The 16,679-nt window shown below is 69.3% G+C and carries 17 protein-coding genes; 9 read left to right on the top strand and 8 right to left on the bottom strand.

Going from position 1 to position 16,679, the window contains the following annotated elements; genetic code table 11:
* Positions 1 to 4: 4 nt before the first annotated feature.
* Complete coding sequence (locus ITI46_RS09610; protein ID WP_209239022.1) at positions 5 to 835, bottom strand: ABC transporter permease; 831 nt, start codon at positions 833 to 835, stop codon at positions 5 to 7.
* Positions 832 to 1,851, bottom strand: a complete 1,020-nt coding sequence (locus tag ITI46_RS09605; RefSeq protein WP_209239021.1) for an ATP-binding cassette domain-containing protein — start codon at positions 1,849 to 1,851, stop codon at positions 832 to 834. Before ITI46_RS09605 ends, ITI46_RS09610 begins: the two co-directional genes overlap by 4 nt.
* Before the next feature lie 96 nt (positions 1,852 to 1,947).
* Between ITI46_RS09605 and ITI46_RS09600 the strand changes: the two genes are divergently transcribed.
* Positions 1,948 to 2,751, top strand: a complete 804-nt coding sequence (locus ITI46_RS09600; RefSeq protein ID WP_209239020.1) for a TetR/AcrR family transcriptional regulator — start codon at positions 1,948 to 1,950, stop codon at positions 2,749 to 2,751.
* Between the two features lie 270 nt (positions 2,752 to 3,021).
* On the top strand, positions 3,022 to 3,432 hold the full coding sequence (locus ITI46_RS09595; RefSeq protein WP_209239019.1) for an SRPBCC family protein: 411 nt from the start codon (positions 3,022 to 3,024) through the stop codon (positions 3,430 to 3,432).
* Between the two features lie 40 nt (positions 3,433 to 3,472).
* On the opposite strand, the gene ITI46_RS09590 is transcribed toward ITI46_RS09595, so the two are convergent.
* Complete coding sequence (locus tag ITI46_RS09590; protein WP_209239018.1) at positions 3,473 to 5,923, bottom strand: ATP-binding protein; 2,451 nt, start codon at positions 5,921 to 5,923, stop codon at positions 3,473 to 3,475.
* Positions 5,924 to 6,128: 205 nt separating this feature from the next.
* Between ITI46_RS09590 and ITI46_RS09585 the strand changes: the two genes are divergently transcribed.
* The 3 genes from ITI46_RS09585 to ITI46_RS09575 are packed head-to-tail and all read left to right on the top strand — an operon-like array spanning position 6,129 to position 7,787.
* On the top strand, positions 6,129 to 6,344 hold the full coding sequence (locus tag ITI46_RS09585) for a hypothetical protein (protein WP_209239017.1): 216 nt from the start codon (positions 6,129 to 6,131) through the stop codon (positions 6,342 to 6,344).
* The gene (locus tag ITI46_RS09580; protein ID WP_209239016.1) at positions 6,331 to 6,870 is read left to right on the top strand and encodes a DUF6879 family protein; all 540 of its coding nucleotides are present in this window, start codon (positions 6,331 to 6,333) and stop codon (positions 6,868 to 6,870) included. Before ITI46_RS09585 ends, ITI46_RS09580 begins: the two co-directional genes overlap by 14 nt.
* A 35-nt stretch (positions 6,871 to 6,905) precedes the next feature.
* The gene (locus tag ITI46_RS09575) at positions 6,906 to 7,787 is read left to right on the top strand and encodes a methionyl-tRNA formyltransferase (protein ID WP_209239015.1); all 882 of its coding nucleotides are present in this window, start codon (positions 6,906 to 6,908) and stop codon (positions 7,785 to 7,787) included.
* A gap of 45 nt (positions 7,788 to 7,832) precedes the next feature.
* On the opposite strand, the gene ITI46_RS09570 is transcribed toward ITI46_RS09575, so the two are convergent.
* Positions 7,833 to 8,861 (bottom strand): hypothetical protein, encoded by a 1,029-nt coding sequence (locus tag ITI46_RS09570; RefSeq protein ID WP_372451884.1) that lies wholly within the window; start codon positions 8,859 to 8,861, stop codon positions 7,833 to 7,835.
* A gap of 58 nt (positions 8,862 to 8,919) precedes the next feature.
* Between ITI46_RS09570 and ITI46_RS09565 the strand changes: the two genes are divergently transcribed.
* The 3 genes from ITI46_RS09565 (at position 8,920) to ITI46_RS09555 (ending at position 11,667) form a co-directional block, all read left to right on the top strand.
* Entirely contained in the window at positions 8,920 to 9,597 is a 678-nt protein-coding gene (locus ITI46_RS09565; RefSeq protein ID WP_209239014.1) for a GDSL-type esterase/lipase family protein, read from the top strand.
* A gap of 279 nt (positions 9,598 to 9,876) precedes the next feature.
* Positions 9,877 to 10,497, top strand: coding sequence for a TetR-like C-terminal domain-containing protein (locus ITI46_RS09560; RefSeq protein WP_209239013.1), 621 nt, complete (start codon positions 9,877 to 9,879; stop codon positions 10,495 to 10,497).
* Positions 10,498 to 10,668: 171 nt separating this feature from the next.
* Positions 10,669 to 11,667, top strand: coding sequence for an aldo/keto reductase (locus ITI46_RS09555; protein WP_209239012.1), 999 nt, complete (start codon positions 10,669 to 10,671; stop codon positions 11,665 to 11,667).
* Between the two features lie 216 nt (positions 11,668 to 11,883).
* Here the strand turns inward: ITI46_RS09555 and thpR are convergent, their stop codons facing one another.
* From thpR to ITI46_RS09540, 3 genes are read right to left on the bottom strand one after another with little or no spacing between them, the layout of a single operon-like run.
* Entirely contained in the window at positions 11,884 to 12,468 is a 585-nt protein-coding gene (gene thpR / locus ITI46_RS09550) for an RNA 2',3'-cyclic phosphodiesterase (protein WP_209239011.1), read from the bottom strand.
* A 49-nt stretch (positions 12,469 to 12,517) separates the two neighbouring features.
* Positions 12,518 to 13,978: an MFS transporter gene (locus tag ITI46_RS09545; RefSeq protein WP_209239010.1), complete on the bottom strand. Its 1,461-nt coding sequence runs from the start codon at positions 13,976 to 13,978 to the stop codon at positions 12,518 to 12,520.
* A 33-nt stretch (positions 13,979 to 14,011) separates the two neighbouring features.
* Positions 14,012 to 14,389, bottom strand: coding sequence for a MarR family winged helix-turn-helix transcriptional regulator (locus ITI46_RS09540; protein WP_229376035.1), 378 nt, complete (start codon positions 14,387 to 14,389; stop codon positions 14,012 to 14,014).
* 276 nt (positions 14,390 to 14,665) lie between these two features.
* Here ITI46_RS09540 and ITI46_RS09535 point away from each other — a divergent pair, with 276 nt between their 5' ends.
* Positions 14,666 to 14,917: a hypothetical protein gene (locus ITI46_RS09535; RefSeq protein ID WP_209239008.1), complete on the top strand. Its 252-nt coding sequence runs from the start codon at positions 14,666 to 14,668 to the stop codon at positions 14,915 to 14,917.
* Positions 14,918 to 14,978: 61 nt separating this feature from the next.
* On the opposite strand, the gene ITI46_RS09530 is transcribed toward ITI46_RS09535, so the two are convergent.
* A complete protein-coding gene (locus tag ITI46_RS09530) occupies positions 14,979 to 16,457 on the bottom strand; it encodes an NCS2 family permease (protein WP_209239007.1) in 1,479 nt (492 codons plus the stop codon).
* Positions 16,458 to 16,679 lie beyond the last annotated feature (222 nt).

The raw sequence follows: 16,679 nt of genomic DNA, 5'->3' as shown, positions 1-16,679 counted from the left end.
GCCGTCACCTGCCGAGGCGCTGGAACCGGCCTACGGCCAGCGGCAGGAAGACGGCCGTGAGCGCCAGCGGCCACACCACCGCCATCAGCGCCGAGTGCTCCTCGATCCAGCTGCCCCCGCTCGGCAGCGGGTTGCCGTACAGCTCGCGCACCGCGTTCGCGGTGGCCGAGACGGGGTTCCACATGGCGATGGCGCCGAGCCAGTCGGGCATCTCGGACGGCGGGGTGAAGACGCTGGAGACCATGCCGAACGGGAAGGCGACGGCGAACAGGTTCCCCGCCGACTCCTGGTTCCTGGCGAGCAGGCCGAGCAGCACGCCGACCCATATCAGCGCGAACCGCAGCAGGAGCAGCAGCGCGAACGCCCACAGCGTGGCGAGCGGGCCGCCGTCCGAACGCCAGCCGACGACCAGCGCGATGACCGCCAGTACGGCCAGATCGAGCGCCGCGTGCAGCACGTCGGAGACGCCGCGCCCGGTGACCACAGCGGACGGCGCCATCGGCATCGAGCGGAAGCGGTCGGTGACGCCGCGCTCCTTGTCCACGACGACGGCCATGGCCGTGTTCATGAAGCCGAACGCCATCGTCATGGCGAACATGCCGGGCATCGCGTAGTCCTTGTAGTCCACCCCCTCGCCGACGTCCATGGCGCTGCCGAAGACGTAGACGAACAGCAGCACGGACACGATCGGGAAGCCGAGCTGCCAGGCGATCAGGGAGGGCTGTTTCACCAGGTGGGTCAGGTCGCGGCGGACGATCGTCCAGCAGTCGGCGGCGGCCCAGTACAGCCGCCGTCCCACACCCTCCCGCTCCGCGGTCTGTGCGACGGCGCTCATACGGTGACCTCCAGGTGCTCCGTGCTCTCCCGCTGCTCGGCGCGGTTGCCGGTCAGGGCCAGGAAGACCTCGTCCAGGGTGGGGCGGCGCAGGCCGATGTCGGCGACGGCCACTCCCTCGTCCTGGAGCCGGCGCGCCACCGCGGTGAGCGCGGCCACCCCGTCGGCGACCGGCGCGTGGACGCGCAGCTCGGCGGCGTCGGTCTCCGGCTCGGCCCCCTGGGCCGCGACCCGCGCCACGGCCGCCCGGACGGCGGGCACCTCGCGGGGCTCGGCGGCGACGACCTCGATCCGGTCACCGCCGATCGCCCGCTTGAGCCCGGCCGGGGTGTCCTCGGTGACGTTGCGGCCCCGGTCGATGACGGCGATCCGGTCGGAGAGCTTGTCGGCCTCGTCCAGATAGTGGGTCGTCAGTACGACGGTGGTGCCCTGCTCGGTCAGTCCGCGCACGGCGTCCCACACCTCGCTCCGGCCGCGCGGGTCGAGTCCGGTCGTGGGCTCGTCGAGGAAGAGCACCTCGGGCGCCAGGATCATGCTGGAGGCCAGGTCGAGCCGGCGCCGCATACCGCCGCTGAAGCCCTGCGGCTGCTTGTCGGCCGCCTCGGCGAGCCCGAACTGGTCGAGCAGCTCGGCCGCCCTGCGGCGGGCGCGGTCGGCACCGAGGTGGAAGAGGCGGCCGAACATCTCCAGGTTCTGCCGGGCGGTGAGGATCTGGTCCACCGCGGCGTGCTGCCCGGTGAGACCGATCCTCCGGCGCACCGCGCGGGGGTCGCGGCCCACGTCGTGTCCGCCGACGGTGGCGCGGCCCCCGTCGAGCCGGATGAGGGTGGACAGGGCGCGTACGGCGGTGGTCTTGCCCGCGCCGTTCGGGCCGAGCAGCCCGAAGACGGTGCCGCGGGGGACGGTCAGATCGAGGCCGTCCAGCGCGTGCTTGTCGCCGTAGGTCTTGCGGAGCCCTTCGGCGACGACGGGGTGCTGTTCCGTTGATCGTGGTCGTGGTCGTGGTGGTGCGGTCATCTCTCCCCTTCTCGAATCTGGGTACGCTGTACCCAGATGAAAAAGCGTACAGCCTACGCAGATCTGCGCAAGGGAATTTCCTACGATGGCCGCACCATGACGACAGAGCACAGCGCCGACACAGAGCACACCGCCGCCGGCGAAGGACTCACCCGGCTCGTCCGCAGCCTCGACCTGCTGTGGGGCCGCGCAGGGCAGGACCGTCCCGCGCGCGGGCCCAAGCCCGGCCTGACCCTCGCGCAGATCGTGGCCACCGCCGTCGAACTCGCCGACCGCGAGGGCCTGACCGCCCTGTCCATGCGCCGCGTCGCGGGCGAACTGGGCGTCGGCACCATGTCCCTGTACCGCTACGTCCCCGGCAAGGACGAGCTCGTCGCCCTCATGTGCGACCACGTCCTCGGCTCACCGGGCGAGCTGGAACAGTCCCGCGGCAAGGACTGGCGCACCACTCTGGAGCTGATCGCCGAGAGCTCCTGGGAGCTCTACACCACCCACACCTGGCTCATCCAGGTCAACCAGGCCCGCCCGGTCCTGGGCCCCAACTCCATGGCCGACCTGGACTTCGCCCTGACGGCACTGGACGGCCTCCCGCTCAGCGGCCAGGAGAAGATGAACATCCTGGTCGCCGTCGACAACCTCGTCATGGGCGCAGCCCGCTCCCACGTCCTGTACCAACAGGCGGCGCAGCAGTCCGGCGTCAGCGACGAGGAGTTCTGGCACACCCAAGAGCCCTACATCGTGCGTGGCATGGAAGAGGGCGGCTTCACCCGCCTGGCCGCCCTCCCCGACGACGCCTTCGCCACCGACCTCGCCGACAGCACCCGCTTCGCCGTCCGCGCCCTCCTGGACGGCTTCCAACTCCTGCTGGACCAGCGCAGGTCGGCCCCGCCCCGGCAGTAGCCTCCAAAGCGTCACCCCCTCAGGGGGTGACGCTCCTGGAAGGGGACCGGGGCCGCCCGGGGATGGCGGGACTCTTGCCGCAGTCCGAGAACTTCGAGTTCGATTCGAGTTCGGCGAGCCGGTTGAAGCTTCGGGGAAGGTCTCAAGCCGACGCGGAAATTCGGCTTAGCCCCGTCCGCGGCTCCAAGGCACCCCACTCCCTGACAGGCAACCTCTCTGCGTCCGTTTCGTTCAAGATGACGGCGACGGTGACCCATTACCGTCACCGTCATGAACGGCACCGACAAGGAATCCCGCCACCTCAGCGTCCACATCGACCGCCCCGTCGAGGATGTCTACGCCTACGCCTCGGACCCGGCCAACCTCCCCGCGTGGGCCCACGGTCTGGGTGGCTCCATCGAGAAGGTGGACGGTCAATGGGTGGCGGAGTCCTCCCCCATGGGCCGGGTCCTGGTGACCTTCGCACCCGTCAACGAGCTGGGCGTGCTCGACCACGACGTCACGCTGCCCTCCGGAGAAACCATCTACAACCCGGTCCGCGTGATCGCCGACGGCCCCCAGAGCGAGGTGGTGTTCACCCTTCGCCGCCGGCCGGGAATGAGCGACGCGGACTTCCAACGCGACGCCGCCAAGGTCACCGCCGACCTGTCCCGGCTCAAGGGACTGATGGAGTCCGCGTAGGTGAGCCCGCGGGAAACCCGCGCCGAACCCGCACGTCGATTCACGTCTCCGCTTGGGCCGCCTGCACCTCAGCGCGTTTCGCTTCCGCCACGCCGTCGGGGAAGGCGGCAAGCAATTCAACGGCCTCGCTTCGATGTCGCTGTGCCTCTGGAGACGCTCCCTGGCTGGTCAGCGCTTCGGCGAGGCGGGCGAGGGAAAGCGCCAACGACCAACTGTCGTTCCTGGCACGGAACGTCGAGCACGCGCGCCGGTGGAACGCGATGGCGTCCTCGGCGCGCCCGAGCAGGAGATATGCCTCGCCGGTTGTGTCCCACGCGGCGGCCTGCAGATCGGTACGGCCGACTCGTTGGAACAGTACAGCGGCCTGTTGCAGATGCCCAAGAGCGTCGGCGCCGTTCTCCTGGGCCAGGCAGACACGTCCCAGTTCCAGGAGAGCGAGGGCCTCGAAAAGGGTTCCATCGGCCTCACCTGCGATGGCCAATGCCTGCTCGGCCAGCTGGTTCGCCTGCGAAGAACGGCCGGCTCGCCGATGAACGGCCGACAGAAGCGTGAGCGCTTCAGCCCGCTCCAGCGGCTCGTCCGCGTCAGCCAGAAGGGAGGCTGACCGGCTCAGCCACGACTCCGCCTGGTCGAGGTCGTCCTGTTCCAGAAGCGCCCATCCGAGGTTGCGGCTGAAGGCCCCGACGTAGACGGGATCATCGAGTCCACGCGCCTGCTCCAGCGCCCGCTCGAAGCAGGCTGCGGCGTCATCGACGCGGTGGGCGAGCATATACGCCACCCCCATGCCGTTGGCGGCCCGCGCGTGTCCGAAGGTGCTGCCGAGTTCCCGGAAGATGCTCAGGGCGGCGTCGAAGCACTCTTCGGCCTCGGACAGCCGGAAGAGATGCCGGTAGGCGATGCCCAGATTGTCGAGAGTGATGGCTTCCCCGTACCGGTCACCCGCCCTACGGGCGGACTCGAGAGCTACTCGCTGGGCGGGCAGCCAAGCGTCGGCCGGCTCCCGGTCTGCGATGACCATCGTCAGAACAGCGGGAATCTGCCAGGCGATCCGGTCCATCCCGGCAGAGCTCGCGATGCGGACCGCCGTGGCGAGGTTGTCGCGCTCGGTTTCGTACCAGGCGATCGCCGCTTTCCCGTCGTCGAAGGCCGTCGGGCGAACGCGGTCGTCCACCGCTTCGAGCGTGAGCTGCATGGTGTACGCACCCGAGCCCGCTCGAGCGGCGGCAGCGGCGGAGTGCAGGTACCAACCGAGGACCCGCTCCAGCGCAGCGCGCCGGTCGTCGGCCGATTCCTCACGCTGCGCCTGGTCAATGGCGTAAGCGCGCAGCAGGTCGTGGAATTGGTAGCGGTCATGCCCGCACTCTTCCAACAGGTGCACACTGGCGAGGTTGTCGAGGTGACGCCGGGCATGGGAAGGGGTGGATCCCGAGAGAGCCGCGGCGGCCTCCACCCGGAAGTCGGGACCGGGATGCAGGCCCAGTAGCCGGAACATCCGAGCAGCTTGCGGGGTGAGGGCGCGATAGGACCAGGCGAACACCGTACGCACTGCGTCCGCTTCGCCGGCCCCCTCCTCGCCCGCCTCCTCGCCGGTCGCCGACAGTGCGTCCCACAGCCCGGACTCGTCGCGCAGGTCCGTGATCAGGTCGCGTAGCGGCATTCTCGGGCGGGCCGCGGCTCGTTCGGCCACAATCCGCAGAGCGAGCGGCAACCGCGCGCAAAGGCGTGCCAGTTCGGCGAGTTCCGCGTCGTCGTCCTCGGCGCGGTACCCGGCGATGATGCTGCGCAACAACCGGACGGATTCGGCTTCCGACAGCGTCTCCACACTCACACGATATGCACCTTCCCGTGCCACCAAACCCGACATTCGTGTACGACTCGTCGTGACGACCAGGCAGCCCGGAGAACCCGGCAGCAGCGGACGGATCACCCCGGCGGTAGCGGCGTTGTCCAGCACGACGAGCACGCGCCGGTCGGCCATCACCGACCGGAACAGTTCTGCGCGCGATTCCTCACCGGCCGGGATACGCCCCACCGGCACATCCAGCGCGCGCAGAAACCGGCCGAGAACATCCGTGACGGTCATCGGTGGTCCAGGATCGTATCCGTGCAGGTTGACGTACAACTGGCCGTCGGGGAAGTGCCCCTTCGCACGGTGCGCCCAGCGGACGGCGAGCGTCGTCTTGCCCACACCGGCCGTACCGACGACAACGGCGATGCGTAACGCCTCCGAATCCTGATGAGCGCCCGGAGGGTCGTCCAGCAGACCGTCCAGCGCCCGCAACTCGGCAGCCCTGTTGACGAAGCCCCGTACGTCCCCCGGCAACTGCGCGGGGCGGGGCGCGGGAGCGAGCGCCGCCGCGTGAACGTGCAGGTCGCCGCTGACCTGGCCGGCTTGGACGACGCTGCTCGCGGAGCCCGAGAGGTCGTTGTGGGTGCCGGCGTGCGGCCCGGCCGCCGGCACCCGCCCATGCTCGCCCTGTCTCTCCGTCACGTCCCCGTCCCCTCCTCGCCGGCCGCCCTCAGCCGGACTACCCCTGAACCGATACACCGAACCGAGTAATCCGTCAGGGGGAAACTTCGAATGGCTTGTTCTTACCGCTATCACTTGCTAGATGCAGAGTTGAGCACCGGTAGGGGCGTCTGATCAGTAGAGTGCCCGGGAGATGCCGGGGAGACAGGGAGACAGGGGGAAGAATATGAGGATTACGTTCGTCGGTGGCTCCACCGGTCAAGGGGGTTCACCGCGGTTGTACCGGGACGAGGAAAGCGGCGACTTCATCGTCCAGGGCTATGTGATCAACGACCCGGCCGATCTGACGCAGATGAAAATCCCCAGCGGCGAAACTGTCGTCCGAGTGCCGGCCTCTCTTTTCGCCTACTTGCCGAAGGACGAGGCGAATGGAGTCTCTTGACGCGGAAGGCTGGGCCCGGCTGTTCAATGACTGCCAGGTGTCGGCCTGCCACCTGGAAATGCGTGACCACTATGCGGTGGCGGAGGAAAGGGCCGATGTCGAGAAGTGGCGGGCCGGTGAGTGGGGCCCCGAGCAGGATGCCGCGAGCAAGGCCGGCTGGCTGGATCTGATGCGGGCCACCTCGGCACGCGGGGTACGGATTCGCCGCACCCGGATCATTTCCGAACCAGTAACCGAGTACATTCAATTCGAGCACGAGGGAACGCCGCAGAACATCGCGGCCGGGGAAGAGGTGCGCTGGCTGCCTCGCTCACGCGCCTCCGGCCTTTCGCTGCCGGGCAACGACTGCTGGATCTTCGACAGTGCGACCGTACTGTTCAACCATTTCACCGGGGATGGCGGCTGGGTCGGCAACGAACTGAGCACCGATCCCCAGGTCGCAGAGCTGTGCACGAAGGCTTTCGAATCGGCCTGGAAACTGGGCATTCCGCACAGTGAGTACACCTTGCCCCACTCAGCAAGCTGAGTACCGCCGCTCCGCTTTACGAGGAGAACAGTGAGATGTCGACCCCGCTGCGCATCGGTGTGATCTCTTCCGGACCCGCCGAGTTCTCCACGATCCATGCGGCTTGCACGGACGCCGGTCACCTCCCGGTCGGCTACTTCTACGGCCGTTCCCTCCGCTCAGGTGGCCCGAATCTCCCCGACGCCGGCGAGACAACGGCATCGATTCTCGAAGCCGTTCCTCCCGGAATGGACCTGCTGCTCCCGGGCAACATCGACGGCCTCGCTCTCGCGCTGCAGGGTTACCGGCCCGACCTGCTGATCGTCTTCGGCTTCGCCTGGAAGCTGCCCTCTTCCGTACTGGCCGTTCCGCGACTTGGCGCGCTCAACATTCATGTGTCCATGCTGCCGAAATACCGGGGCCCTGCGCCGCTCCTCTGGGCAATCCGCAACGGCGACCCGACCAGCGGAATCACCATCCACCGGATGGACAGCGGATTCGACACCGGAAACATTCTCGCCCAGCAGGACGGAATTCGCCTCACCGACGACATCAGTTGGGCAACCTACTGCGCCGAGGCGATGCCGGTCGTCCGTGATCTGCTGCGCAGATCGCTGGAGCGGGCAGCAGCCGGGGACGCCGGGGAGCCACAGGATCACTCCAAGGCCAGCTATGCGGGGTTCATGGAAGCCGCGTTCTCCCTCGTCCGCTGGTCCGACAGCGCCGAGACGATCCACAATCAGGTCAGGACACACCGCTTCATGCGCTCGCCCGACCGTCCCGTCGCCAAGGTCGGCGACAGCTGGCTGCACCTCATCCGCACCAGTCTCGAGCCGGCCGGCGGGCTCTCGGTCGTGTGCGGCGACGGCAGGCCGCTGTGGATCACGGAGTCGGCAGCGGGGCAGCCGCCGAGAGAGGCACAGGGAGTCGACGCATGATGCCACCAGGAACATGGCGGCGAGTTGACCGGTGTACGGCGGGCCTCAGTCGCGGCCGCGGCTGAAGAGGCGGCGCAGGCCGAACCAGGCGATCAGGGCGGCGATGAAGGTGCCGGCGCCGAGGGTGAGGTTGCGGTTGTCGTCGGAGGACGAGCCGTTGTCGCCGCCGCCCTTCGAGGACTTGGGGCTCCGCTCGGACGATTCCCTCGCGCCGGGCGGCTCCGCCTCGCCGTGCAGGCGGACCGGCTCGACGCCGCTGCCTGCGCCCTCGGAGCCGTACATCAGCGTCCGTCCGTCGGGGGCGAAAGTGACCGACTCGCCCTGCCGTTGGAGCGGCACGGACACGGAACCGATCTTTTCCGGCTTGCCGTTGCGCCACTTGTAGGCGTAGGAGCTGAAGTAGCCGCGCAGCACCAGCCGGGAGCCGTCCGGTGAGAACGCGCCGTCGGTGGCCTCGAAATCTATCTTCGCGACGCGGGTGAAAGTGTTGACGCCGCCGGGGTTCAGCTTCTCGGGGCCCGCGTAGAGGCCGCCCTTGCCCTTGTCGCTCTTGCTGGCGATGTAGACGCGGCCGGTCTTCGGATGCACCATCAGCGACTCGGCGTTGCGCGGGCCGTCGGCGTACCGAACGGTGTAGCGGGTGGGGGTGACGGTCACATCGCCGCGCAGCCGCTTCGGTTCGGGGAAGCGGTAGATCCACACCTCGGACCAGGAGCCGTCCAGGTTGTCGCCGATGTCGCCGACGTAGACATTGCCGTCAGGGCCGACGGAGATCCCCTCGACGTCCCTGGGCTTGATGCCGCTGAGCGTGACGCGGCTGACGGTCTTGCCGGTGCGGCTGTCGACGGCGTAGACGTACGGGCCGTCGTCGGAGTCGTTGTGGGTCCAGTAGATGCCCTGGTGCGCGCGGCCGGCGGCCAGGCCGCTGGACTCGGTGATCCGGGAGTCGCGGATGGTGAAGCCCTGCGGCCCGTCCTCGGCGACGGCCGACGGGGCCGCCGTCATCCCGGCCAGCACCACGGCCACCAACCCGGTACCGACCCCGAACCCGACCCCACGCATACGCACAGACATGGCACCCAGTGTCCAGCATCACGGTGCGGCCCTGCGCGCCATCCCTCAGGATGTGCGAATGCGTGTTCTCTTCGTCGGCGACTCGATGACGATCGGAGCCGGGGGAGATCACACCTGGCGCTACCGGATGTGGCAGCACCTCACACGCACCACCCCGCACGGGAGCTGCGCGATCGTCGGCCCCCGCACCGCGCTGCACGAGGACAGTCACGCCTACGCCGACCCCGGCTTCCCGCACCACGCGCGGGCCCATCTCGCGGGCTGGGGCGCGGGGTGGCTGCACATGGCGCCGGTCATCGAGGAGACGGTCGCGACGTACCGCGCCGACACCCTGCTGGTCTCGCTCGGGCTGATAGACCTCGGCTTCTACGCCGACGCTGAGCAGACGCTGGCCAACGCGGAGCTCTTCCTGGCCCGGGCACGCGCCGCCAACCCGACTGTGCGGGCGGTGCTGTTGCCCGTCATCCCGAACGTGCGGGCGGCCACCGACCCGGAGTTCGCCGCGGAGTGCGTACGGTTCAACACCCTGCTGGCCAAGGCGGTCGCGGAGCTGTCGGAGCCGCGTTCGCCGTTGCTGCTGGCCTCGGCGCCCGCGGACTGGTCGCCGGAGCGGGACACCTACGACGGGACCCACCCCTCCGCAGAGGGGGAGCACCGGATGGCCGCCGCCTTCGCCGAGGCGCTGCACCAGGCGTGGGACGTGGGCGGGCCGTACCGCGCCGCACCGGCTCTTTGACCGTATCCCGGGCGGATTCCGGTTCAAGTCCGGTTAAATGCGGCAAAATCCAGCCAGGTGACGTACCTTTCGCGTCGGAACCTCGCACGGGCTCCGGGCGAGGACGCCGACAACGGCGCCGCTGGGCCAGACTGGCGCCTTGTGTGCCACGAACGCCCCCAGTGCGGCGGTTCAGTACCGCACCGGGAGCGCTCGCGGCATCCCCCGACTAATGCGCGCGTGCGCGCACTAAGTCCGGGAACAGTAATCGCAATCCGAGCCTCTACGCAACGTGGATCCATGACTGCCCCACGACCGCACGGATCGACCCGTCCCGGCGGGCGGACCGCCCGAACCCGCGCCGCAGTGCTGAAAGCCGCCTGGGACGAGTTGGGCACCCGGGAGTTCTCCGACATCACCATCGACCGGATCGCCCGGCGCTCGGGGGTGCACGCCGCGACGATCCGGCGCCGCTGGCGCACCATCGAGGGCGTCATAACCGACATGCTGGGCCAGCACAGCGGGACCATCCCGATCCCCGACACCGGCAGTCTGCGCGAGGACCTGCACACGGTGACGCGGTCCATCGCCGAGTTCTACGCCCTGCCGCGCAACCGGCGCCTGGTCGAGGCCGTCGTCACCTCGGCGGCGCGCGAGCCGGGGGCGGCGGAGGTGATGCGGGCGGTGTTCAAGAACCGGATCAAGCAGGTGTCCGTGCTGTTGGAGCGGGCCGTCGAGCGGGGTGAGGTGCCTGCCGACACCGACGCGGAGGAAGTCATCGCGGCCATCGGCGCGCCCTTCTACTACCGCCTGCTGATCACCCGCCGCCCCATCGACACCGAACTCGCCCGCATCAGCGCGGAGTCCGCGTACCTCGCGGCCGTGGAGGGCGTCTTCCGCACGGACGCCAGCCCTGACTAGCACTTGCCCGGCACGGGGGGGGACTGCGCTTGCCCACCCTGGGCCTTGGGGGGTACCCCCCGCTCGAAGAGCTTGGGGGAGCAGACTGCCCAAGCTTCGCGGGGCCCAACCAAGAACCCCGCGAACAAACACCCTTGCTTCGAGCGCACTCCAGCCACCTAGCGTGGCGGCATGGAGTACACGCAACTCGGCCGCACAGGACTGAAGGTCAGCAGGCTCGTCCTCGGCACGATGAACTTCGGACCGCAGACGGACGAGGCCGACAGCCACGCGATCATGGACGCCGCGCTGACGGCGGGCGTCAACTTCTTCGACACCGCCAACGCCTACGGCTGGGGCGCCGACAAGGGCCGCACCGAGAAGATCATCGGCAGCTGGTTCGCCAAGGGCGGGGAACGCCGCGACAAGACCGTACTGGCCACCAAGGTCTACGCGAACATGGCGCCCGACGGCGAGACGCCCTGGCCGAACCACGACAAGCTCTCCGCAGTCAACATCCGCCGCTCCGTCGAAGCCAGCCTGCGCCGCCTGGGCACCGACTACATCGACCTCTACCAGTTCCACCACGTCGACCGGGCCACGCCCTGGGACGAGATCTGGCAGGCGATGGACGTACTCGTCCAGCAGGGCAAGGTGCTCTACGTCGGCTCCAGCAACCACGCCGGCTGGCACATCGCCCAGGCCAACGAGACCGCCGCACGCCGCGGCTCGCTCGGCCTGGTGAGCGAACAGTGCCTCTACAACCTCGCCGAGCGGCGCGCCGAGATGGAGGTGATACCGGCTTCGGAGTCGTACGGACTGGGCGTCATCCCCTGGTCACCGCTGCACGGCGGACTGCTGGGCGGCGCGCTGCGCAAGGCCCGCGAGGGCGGCGGCGGCCGTACGGCCTCCGGGCGGGCGGCGACGGCGCTGGAGGACGCGTCGGTGCGGGCGCAGGTGGAGTCGTACGAGAACCTCGTCGCCGAGCACGGCCTGGAACCCGGCGAGGTGGCCCTCGCCTGGCTGCTGACCCGGCCGGGCGTCACGGGACCCATCGTCGGGCCCCGAACCGCCGACCAGCTCGGCTCCGCGCTGCGCGCCGTCGGACTGAAGCTCGGCGATGAACTGCTCGCCTCACTGGAGAAGATCTTCCCCGGCCCCGGCCCCTCTCCCGAAGCCTTCGCCTGGTAACCGGACCGCCGGTCCGGTCGTCTGCCCGGTCGGCTGCCCGGTCGCCCGGTCGGCTGCCGGTCAGGCGACCGGTTCAGCGGCCGCCCAGGGCCGACGCCAGGATGACGACGAGGAAGAGCACCGCCAGCACACCCGTCACAATGCGCATTCTGGTCTTAGCGTTCACGCCGACAACGGTAGCCGGGGCCGGATACGGCTCCGGCACGGGCCCATCCGTCACGGGCCGAGGGGCCAGCGCTCCAGCGGCTCGTAACGGGGCTGCTCCCCCGGCACCCCGCTGCGCGGCGGCACGCTGTGGACCAGCAGCAGCTCCCCCGCGGTCCAGCTGGAGCCCTGGAAGGGCGCCAGCTGGGTGACGTAGGGGCGCAGATCGGTCGTCCGCCGCCCCTTGGCGCGAGCCAGCGTCAGGTGCGGGCGGAACGAGGGGTGCTCGTCGGGAGGGAGCAGCCCCGCGCGACGGCCCGCCGCTGTGGTGGCTGCCGCCAGCTTCTTGAGGGCTTCGCGGTCGGCGTCCGCCATGTGGAGGCCCGCCCACAGGGTGCGGTCACCGAAGCGGCCTGCCCCTTCGAGGCGCACCGGGACGGGACCCTGCGCCCTGTGCGCCGCGCGGGCCAGGCGCGTGGAGAGGTCACGCGCCTGCTCCTCGTCCACCTCGCCGTAGAAGCTCAGCGTGAAGTGCCAGCTCTCGGGCTGCGTCCAGCGGAGCGCCTCCGCGCCGGGAAGCCCTTTGAGGGCGTCGACGGCCCGTTCCAGTTCTCGCACCACATCCGGTGGGGGCCACAAGGCTGCGAACAGTCTCATGGTGCGCAGCCTGCCATGGGTGCGTACGTTCGTCGGCGGCCGCAGCCCGTTACGCCGGCTCCCTCACCTCCGCGCGGCGGACGAACCGCAAATGCGGTGCCCCCCTCCGCAGGCTCACCGCCGGGCGCAGCCCGGCCACGCGGGCCAGCACCAGAGCCACGGCGACAGCCGCCACCGCGGAGATCACTCCACCCGCGACAAACCCCATCCGCGGCCCCCAGGCGTCGGTGATCCAGCCCATGATGGGCCCGCCGATGGGCGTACCGCCGACGAAGACCATCATGAACAGGCTCATCACGCGCCCGCGCATCGCCGGGTCGGAGGCGAGCTGGACACTGGAGTTGGCGGTGACGTTGAACGTCAGCCCCGCCAGCCCGATCGGCGCCATGAGCGCGGCGAACAGCCAGTAGGAGGGCGAGAGCGCGGCGAACAGCTCCAGTACGCCGAAGACCAGCGCGGCCCCGGCCATCAGCCGCATCCGCGACTGTCCGCGCCGGGCCGCCAGCAGCGCTCCGGCCACCGAGCCGACGGCCATCAGGAAGTTGAGGGTGCCGTAGGTGCCGGCACCGGCGTGGAAGACCTCGCTGGTGAAGGCCGTGAGCCAGATGGGGAAGTTGAAGCCGAAGGTGCCGATGAAACCGACCAGCACTATCGGCCACAGCAGCTCGGGGTGCCCACCGACATAGCGCAGCCCCTCGCGCAGCTGCCCCTTGCCGCGCTGCACGGGCTTGCTGGTGTACAGCTCTGACGTACGCATCAGCAGCAGCCCGACCAGGGGCGCGCCGAATGACAGGCCGTTGATCAGGAACGCCCAGCCGCCGCCGACCGCGGAGATCAGTACGCCCGCGACGGCCGGACCGACCAGCCGGGCGCTCTGGAAGTTCGCGGAGTTCAGCGAGACGGCGTTGCGTATCTGCGTCGGGCCGACCATCTCGGAGACGAAGGTCTGCCGGGTCGGGTTGTCCACCACGGTGGCCAGTCCGAGCGCGAAGGCGAGCGCGTAGACGTGTGCGACCTGCACGTTTCCGCTCAGCGTGAGCGCTGCCAGCACCAGCCCTATGACGCCCATGGTCGACTGGGTGACGAAGAGCAGCTTGCGCTTGGAGCAGCGGTCGGCGATGACGCCGCCGTACAGCCCGAACAGCAGCATGGGGAGGAACTGGAGCGCCGTGGTGATGCCGACGGCGGTGGAGGAGCCGGTGAGGCTGTGCACCAGCCAGTCCTGGGCGATGCGCTGCATCCAGGTGCCGGTGTTGGAGACGGCCTGGCCCATCGCGAAGAGGCGGTAGTTGCGGATCTTCAGGGAGCTGAACATGGAGGGCTTCGCGCCGGTGCCCGGCTCGCCGCCCTGACCGGTCGGCCGCTGGTCGGACCGCGTCTGACCGGTCGGCCGCTGGTCGGACCGCATCTGACCGGTCGGCCCCTGGTCGTGCGGCCCCTGCTCGTGCGGCTCGGTGTCGTCGGCTGTGGATGGTGCGGGTGCGGAGTGTGCTCCGTGGCCCGTACTCAAAGCGGCGTCGCCTCCTGTTCCGGTTCGTACTCCTTACAGATGTGCCAGCTTCTCCAGCACTGGTGCGGCCGCGCGCAGCGTCGCCCATTCGTCCTCGTCCAGCTCCTGGACCAGCTCGGTCAGCCAGGCGTTCCGCTTCTCGCGGGCCGCGGCCAGCATGGACTCGGCCTGTTCGGTCTGGGTGACCACCTTCTGCCGGCGGTCCTCGGGATGTGCGTCCAGCCGGACCAGCCCCTTGGCCTCCAGCATCGCGACGATGCGGGTCATCGACGGCGGCTGCACATGCTCCTTGCGTGCCAGCTCGCTGGGGGTGGCGGAGCCGCAGCGGGCGAGGGTGCCGAGCACGGACATCTCCGTAGGGCTCAGCGACTCGTCGACGCGTTGGTGCTTCAGCCGCCGGGAGAGGCGCATCACCGCGGCACGGAGCGCGTTGACGGCCTCCTTGTCGAGCGGGTCTTCGCCCTGCGGGTCCTCGTAAGGGCCGTCGTGCGGGCCGTCGAGCTGGTCGAGCGAACCCGGTGGCCCGTCCGCGAACCGCGGAGCGGGGAGCTGTTCCGACATATCCTTAGCCTAACTCATTACCTGGCCTAAAGACCACCGTGTTTACCTGGCAGTGGCTCACACGTACGAGTGAGTCAGGCCACGTTCGCCGGACAGCGGCCGGGGTGGGTTCGCGACCGTTGTCGTATGAACAGCCTGACTCCGCCGTGTGACAACGACCACCACGAGCAGCCCGAGTCGCAGGTGCTCAGCCTGCGTATAGAGGCCGACCTCTTCGAGCGGCTGAACGGCCATGCCGCCAAACGCGGAATGAGCGTCCAGGACTATGTGGTCCGGACGCTCGTTCGCGACGACTTCGACGAGCGCTTCAAGGCGTCCGTCGAGCGGACCGAGCGGTTCTACGGCCACTCGGCCCGCGGCACAGGCGGCCTCAGCTGACCGCCTCGGCTGACCGGCCTCAGTAGACCCGCGTCAGCTGACCCGCCTCGGTTGACCCGCCTCAGCTGACGCCGAGCAGTTGCTCGATCGGGTTCAGCAGGAAGTAGACGAGGAAGCACAGGCCGACCACGTTCAGCAGCCAGGGCGTCTCCCGCGCCCGTCCGACGGCGGCCCGCAGCACGATGAAGGCGATCACGCCCATGCCGATGCCGTTGGTGATGCTGTAAGTGAACGGCATGGAGACGATGGTGAGAAAGGCCGGGATGGCGACGGTGGAGTCACCCCAGTCGATCTCCCGCACGTTCGACGCCATGATCAGGAATCCGACGACCAGCAGCGCGGGGGTCGCGGCCTGCGAAGGCACGACCTTCGCGAGGGGGGTGAAGATCAGCGCGAGCAGGAACAGCCCGCCCGTGAACACATTGGCCAGTCCGGTGCGCGCGCCCTCGCCGACACCGGCGGTCGACTCCACGAAGCAGGTGTTGGCCGAGCAGGAGCCGACCCCGCCGGCCGCCACCCCGACACCGTCCAGGAACAGGATGCGGCCCATCCGCGGCAGCTGGCCGTGGTGCTGATCGTCGGCCAGACCGCTCTCCTCGCCGACGCCGATGATCGTGCCCATCGCGTCGAAGAAGCCCGACAGCAGCACGGTGAAGACGAACAGACAGCCGGTCAGCCACCCCACCTCGTGGAAGCCGCCGAACAGCGAGATATCCCCGATCAGCCCGAAGTCCGGGCTGCCCACCACCGAGTCCGGCACCGCGGGCACCGTCAGACCCCAGGCGGCGTCGGGGATCTCGGCCACGGCGTTGATCACGATGGCGACGACGGCCATCGCCACGATGCCGATCAGGATGGCGCCCCGCGTCCTGCGCACCGTCAGCACATACATCAGCACCAGTCCGAGCACGAACACCAGCACGGGCCAGCCCTGGAGCCGGCCGTCCACGCCGAGGCCGAGCGGGACGCTGGTGTGCGCCTTGTCCGGGTTGCGGGTGACGAAGCCCGAGTCGACCAGGCCGATCAGCGAGATGAACAGGCCGATGCCGATGGCGATGGCCCGGCGCAGCCCGTTCGGGATGGCGTCCATCACCCGCTGCCGCAGACCCGAGGCCACCAGGATCATCAGCACGATCCCGGCGAGCACCACCATGCCCATCGCGTCCGGCCAGCTCATCCGGGGTGCGAGCTGGAGCGCGACGACGGCGTTGATGCCCAGGCCCGCGGCGAGCGCGATGGGCACATTGCCGATGACGCCCATCAGCAGCGTGGTGAGCCCGGCCATCAGCGCGGTGGCCGTCACCAGCTGACCGTTGTCGAGATGGTGGTGGAACTTGTCCTCGCCCGCTCCGAGGATGATCGGGTTCAGCACGATGATGTAGGCCATCGCGAAGAACGTGGCCAGTCCGCCCCGCAGCTCACGGCTCACGGTCGAGCCGCGCTCCGAGATCTGGAAGAACCGGTCCAGTGCGGAAGGAAAGGCGGGCGGGGTCCCCTGCGGGGCTCCCTCGGAGTCGACCGGACCGGCCGAAGCGGACATGCGTTGACCTCGGATACGTGCGAAGGCGTACGTACGGAGACGTACGTACGAGGACTTGCGGTCTCAGACGGCGCCGGCTGAGAGGACTGGATCAGCTTGGGTCATCAGACGAAACAAACCGGCCATATCCAGTCCGGCTCAGTATGAACAACCGAACAGGATGATCGCCAACTCCGCCCGCACCTCCTCGGCGCCGCCTCGCTACGCTGGGCCGGGGGAACA

The organism is Streptomyces oryzae (assembly GCF_017676365.1).
Taxonomy (GTDB): Bacteria; Actinomycetota; Actinomycetes; order Streptomycetales; family Streptomycetaceae; genus Streptomyces; species Streptomyces oryzae.
This window is presented reverse-complemented; position numbering and strand designations above follow the sequence as displayed.

Excerpts from the sequence above, each read along its gene's own strand:
- ITI46_RS09610 (WP_209239022.1), bottom strand. The coding sequence starts at position 835 with ATGAGCGCCGTCGCACAGACCGCGGAGCGGGAGGGTGTGGGACGGCGG.
- ITI46_RS09605 (WP_209239021.1), bottom strand. The coding sequence starts at position 1,851 with ATGACCGCACCACCACGACCACGACCACGATCAACGGAACAGCACCCC.
- ITI46_RS09600 (WP_209239020.1), top strand. The coding sequence starts at position 1,948 with ATGACGACAGAGCACAGCGCCGACACAGAGCACACCGCCGCCGGCGAA.
- ITI46_RS09595 (WP_209239019.1), top strand. The coding sequence starts at position 3,022 with ATGAACGGCACCGACAAGGAATCCCGCCACCTCAGCGTCCACATCGAC.
- ITI46_RS09585 (WP_209239017.1), top strand. The coding sequence starts at position 6,129 with ATGAGGATTACGTTCGTCGGTGGCTCCACCGGTCAAGGGGGTTCACCG.
- ITI46_RS09580 (WP_209239016.1), top strand. The coding sequence starts at position 6,331 with ATGGAGTCTCTTGACGCGGAAGGCTGGGCCCGGCTGTTCAATGACTGC.
- ITI46_RS09575 (WP_209239015.1), top strand. The coding sequence starts at position 6,906 with ATGTCGACCCCGCTGCGCATCGGTGTGATCTCTTCCGGACCCGCCGAG.
- ITI46_RS09570 (WP_372451884.1), bottom strand. The coding sequence starts at position 8,861 with ATGTCTGTGCGTATGCGTGGGGTCGGGTTCGGGGTCGGTACCGGGTTG.
- ITI46_RS09565 (WP_209239014.1), top strand. The coding sequence starts at position 8,920 with ATGCGTGTTCTCTTCGTCGGCGACTCGATGACGATCGGAGCCGGGGGA.
- ITI46_RS09560 (WP_209239013.1), top strand. The coding sequence starts at position 9,877 with ATGACTGCCCCACGACCGCACGGATCGACCCGTCCCGGCGGGCGGACC.
- ITI46_RS09555 (WP_209239012.1), top strand. The coding sequence starts at position 10,669 with ATGGAGTACACGCAACTCGGCCGCACAGGACTGAAGGTCAGCAGGCTC.
- thpR (WP_209239011.1), bottom strand. The coding sequence starts at position 12,468 with ATGAGACTGTTCGCAGCCTTGTGGCCCCCACCGGATGTGGTGCGAGAA.
- ITI46_RS09540 (WP_229376035.1), bottom strand. The coding sequence starts at position 14,389 with ATGCGCCTCTCCCGGCGGCTGAAGCACCAACGCGTCGACGAGTCGCTG.
- ITI46_RS09535 (WP_209239008.1), top strand. The coding sequence starts at position 14,666 with ATGAACAGCCTGACTCCGCCGTGTGACAACGACCACCACGAGCAGCCC.
- ITI46_RS09530 (WP_209239007.1), bottom strand. The coding sequence starts at position 16,457 with ATGTCCGCTTCGGCCGGTCCGGTCGACTCCGAGGGAGCCCCGCAGGGG.